Source organism: Eubacterium ruminantium (assembly GCF_900167085.1).
In the GTDB taxonomy this organism is placed as follows: Bacteria; Bacillota; Clostridia; order Lachnospirales; family Lachnospiraceae; genus Eubacterium_Q; species Eubacterium_Q ruminantium.
On record NZ_FUXA01000004.1, the window covers coordinates 1 to 3,716 of the forward strand.

Genomic DNA, 3,716 nt, shown 5'->3' on the forward strand with positions numbered 1-3,716 from the left:
TGGACGGACCGCTGGTGTACCAGTTGCATTACCAAGTGCAGAGCTGGGTAGCCAAGTCCGGAAAGGATAAACGCTGAAGGCATCTAAGCGTGAAGCCAACCTCAAGATAAGATATCCCACTCCCCTGAGGAGTTAAGACCCCTTGAAGACTACGAGGTTGATAGGCACCGAGTGTAAGTGTGGTAACACATTCAGCTGAGGTGTACTAATAGGTCGAGGGCTTATTCAAGAGAGATGAAAAGATTGCTTTTGAGCATCTTAAGTATGATACTTGTAGATGTAAATGTTTGTATGAGGTTTTGAGGGTACATAGTTAATTGATTAATTATGTTGATCTTTTTAAGTATTCCTCGATAGCTCAATGGTAGAGCACTCGGCTGTTAACCGAGGGGTTGTTGGTTCGAGCCCAACTCGGGGAGCTTTTTAATAAAATTAAGGCCCTGTGGTCAAGAGGTTAAGACATCGCCCTTTCACGGCGGTAACACGGGTTCAATTCCCGTCAGGGTCACTAACCGATAGTTGGATAGTTAACGATTTAAAGGTTATTATACTGTCTAACTGTCGATTTTAAGTATTATGGACGTTTAGCTCAGTTGGTTAGAGCAATCGGCTCATAACCGATCGGTCCTGGGTTCGAGTCCCCGAACGTCCACTTTTTAATTTTGGCCCAGTGGCTCAGTTGGTTAGAGCGCCGCCCTGTCACGGCGGAGGTCGACGGTTCAAGTCCGTTCTGGGTCGCTTACTTCTAAAAAGCTGTCACTGACGAATGTGCAGTGGCTTATTTTTTAGGAAACATCCTTGTGGGTTCATTTTGATATCATTGGGTGGTGAATATACAAGGTAATTACGCCGGCGTGGCGGAATTGGCAGACGCCCGGGACTTAAAATCCCGTGGGTAGTAATACCCGTACCGGTTCGACCCCGGTCGCCGGCATAATTTTATTAGCTCAGATCTCTAGAAAGATCTGAGCTACTTTTTTTATACAAAGATAACTATTTATTGTATGATGAGGCCTTACCTAAATGTTTTGAAATATGGTATTGGGAATATGTAATGTTTTCGAAGTTTATCTTTGGAAGCTACTGAAAATTCTATAAATAGACTTATCTTAATAGCGTTATTATATGCCTTATAAAGTCTTACTATAGATAACTTAGATAAGATATTAGATAAAGAACCATTATTAAGCAGGAAGCTTGTAATCTAAATACAGCATGCATAGATGTATGACTATGTCTGCGTAAAGTATAGATTCGATAAAATCCAGTCAGGATGTATAACTATACAAAAAAGAAAAGATAGGATAAATGTTTAGTCTGGATGTATGACTATGTAAAGATAAAAGAAAGTGAATAAATAAAAGGTTAGTCTGGATGTATGATTATACCATGATAAATGGCGAGATTGGATAAATGATCAGATTAGATAAACGATCAGATTAGATAAATGGCTAGTCCGATAATTAACAAAATGAATAGTATTGCAAAAAGAATAAACGCAGAATGCTTCTTCTTTTGAGAAGGTATTTCTGCGTTTTTCTGTTCTTTAAATGAATCCTCGCTGCGAAGATTTTCTTTACGAAGATCTTTCATATGTTCTCTGGCCTTATCATATATATCATAAGGCTCAGAGAATTTTGGACTATAATCGTTATTATATCTTCCACGTTTTGGTTTTTCTGAAGACATTTGATCTCCTTTTAGAAAAGGATGACTTCATCATTTTCATCATCGATATCGTCGTCATCATTATCTGCATCATCTGTGTCGTCATCATCAAATTTCAGATTAGGATGTGAACTAGGATTACCGGTGATGTATGAATAATCATCAGTGAATTCTGCATGTAATGCTTCCTGAAGCATTTTGTCTGCCTGAGAGATGATTAACTGAGGGTCATCTATCTGTGAATCACTTGCTTGCGATTCATTTATATGTGAATCATTTTTCTGTGAGTCATTTACCTGTGAGTCATTTGCCTGTGATTCATTTGCCTGTGAGTCACTTGCCTGTGAGTCACTTGCTTGCGATTCACTTGCTTGCGATTCATTTATATGTGAATCATTTACCTGTGAGTCATTTGCTTGCGATTCATTTATATGTGAATCATTTGTCTGTGAGTCATTTGCCTGTGATTCATTTGCCTGTGAGTCAATTGCTTGCGATTCATTTATATGTGAATCATTTGTCTGTGAGTCATTTGCCTGTGATTCATTTGCCTGTGAGTCATTTGCTTGCGATTCATTTATATGTGAATCATTTGTCTGTGAGTCATTTGCCTGTGAGTCATTTGCCTGTGAGTCACTTGCTTGCGATTCATTTATATGTGAATCATTTACCTGCGAGTCACTTGTCTGCGAATCAATTATTGCGCTGTCACTTGTCTGAGTGTTATCTATAGAAGTAATATCTGATGTTTGAGTATAAACACTAGACGTATTATTGGAATTATTTATATTTCCGTTTGTAATGTCTGTTTGATCATTTAATGCTTGTACGTCATTTGTATGATCATTTGTACTATTATTTGTTGATTGTGTATTGTCTGTATAATCATTTACCGGTTGTGTATTGGATTGATGATTATTTACCGCTTTTGCTTTATTTGTCTGAGTATTTACTGCATTCTTATTGGACAGTTCGTGATCTGTTTCTTCCTCTATATCATCATCGTAATCAAAAAATGAATTGAAATAAAGCGATGAGTTGATTCCCATAAGTATTCTTATAATAAGAAGAACAAGGAGTATACAGATAATTACAGGATGTCTGTAACCGTAATATAAAAGTATAGCCGGGAACAGATAGAAAAATAAAGTGAAAATCAAACGAACAAAATGCTTTGCTGCAAAGTAAGTTGAGTCCAGTAATATATTTTTGATACTGTTCCTATTTTTGTATTCTTCCTCGTTATCTTTGGCGAGGGATTCTTGAAGTGATGTTATATAATCTTCTGAAACTTTTTCTTCGGTCGTTTCGACTTTAGAAAAACGTTTCATATAATTAGAAAGAACATTATTTTTATGAGCTTCCTCATCTATTTCTTCTTCAGCCGAATTGGTTTTTGCTTTGAGTGCGTCTATTTCTTCCTGTTTGAGTGTGACCGTGTTGATAGCAATAACAGGAAATGTGTACAGAAGAACCGAAAAGATTAAGCCGGATAATACTATAAATAATATGCTGAGTATTTTATTTGGAATTGGGCCTATTGAGCTGAATAAGAGAGCAAATGCAACAAAAAATCCTATTACTACGAGGTAACATAAGAAATAAGATGTTGTGAGTTTGAAATGCTCTTTAAACTTATTGAGGAAATTCTTGACTGAAAAGTCTTTTCTGCTACGATCGACTTTCTTTGTGAAAGAAAGATCATAATATGCTGTGAGCGCTGCGCCGATTGTTACAACAGGCACCAGGAGCAGAACAAATACAATGTTTAACAGAAAGAAATTTCCGATGCTATATAATATAGAAAGAAAAATGCTGTTTTTCTCTTCTTTGATCTTCTTTTCTTTGGTTTTCTTTTCCTTTTTCTTTGAATCAGTTCCATTTGCTGAAGCGGTAGCAGATGTGACAGCGGCCTCATTTGATGTAATGGAATTGTTAGATGAAATTGAATCAGTTGAAATATTAGAATCCGATGAAACGGTGGATTCATTTGCCGGATCAGTTTCGTTTTCGGAAACGAGGGAATCATTTGCCGAAGCAGTTTCGTT

Annotated in this window: 2 protein-coding genes, 5 tRNA genes and 1 rRNA gene; 6 read left to right on the top strand and 2 right to left on the bottom strand. The window is 36.8% G+C overall.

Annotation, left to right across the window (positions count from 1 at the left end):
- The 6 genes from B5D25_RS01480 to B5D25_RS01505 form a co-directional block, all read left to right on the top strand.
- Positions 1-229, top strand: a 23S ribosomal RNA gene (locus B5D25_RS01480); the annotation flags it as partial.
- A 118-nt stretch (positions 230-347) separates the two neighbouring features.
- A tRNA-Asn gene (locus B5D25_RS01485) sits at positions 348-419 on the top strand.
- 17 nt (positions 420-436) lie between these two features.
- Positions 437-508, top strand: a tRNA-Glu gene (locus B5D25_RS01490).
- 70 nt (positions 509-578) lie between these two features.
- Positions 579-652 (top strand) — tRNA-Ile (locus B5D25_RS01495).
- 12 nt (positions 653-664) lie between these two features.
- Positions 665-738 (top strand) — tRNA-Asp (locus B5D25_RS01500).
- 110 nt (positions 739-848) lie between these two features.
- Positions 849-934: transfer RNA gene (locus B5D25_RS01505), tRNA-Leu, on the top strand.
- 500 nt (positions 935-1,434) lie between these two features.
- On the opposite strand, the gene B5D25_RS01510 is transcribed toward B5D25_RS01505, so the two are convergent.
- Together B5D25_RS01510 and B5D25_RS01515 are read right to left on the bottom strand one after the other, a co-directional pair.
- Entirely contained in the window at positions 1,435-1,689 is a 255-nt protein-coding gene (locus tag B5D25_RS01510; RefSeq protein WP_078785977.1) for a hypothetical protein, read from the bottom strand.
- 11 nt (positions 1,690-1,700) lie between these two features.
- On the bottom strand, positions 1,701-3,716 hold a 2,016-nt coding region (locus B5D25_RS01515), incomplete at its 5' end, for a DUF624 domain-containing protein (RefSeq protein WP_159444048.1).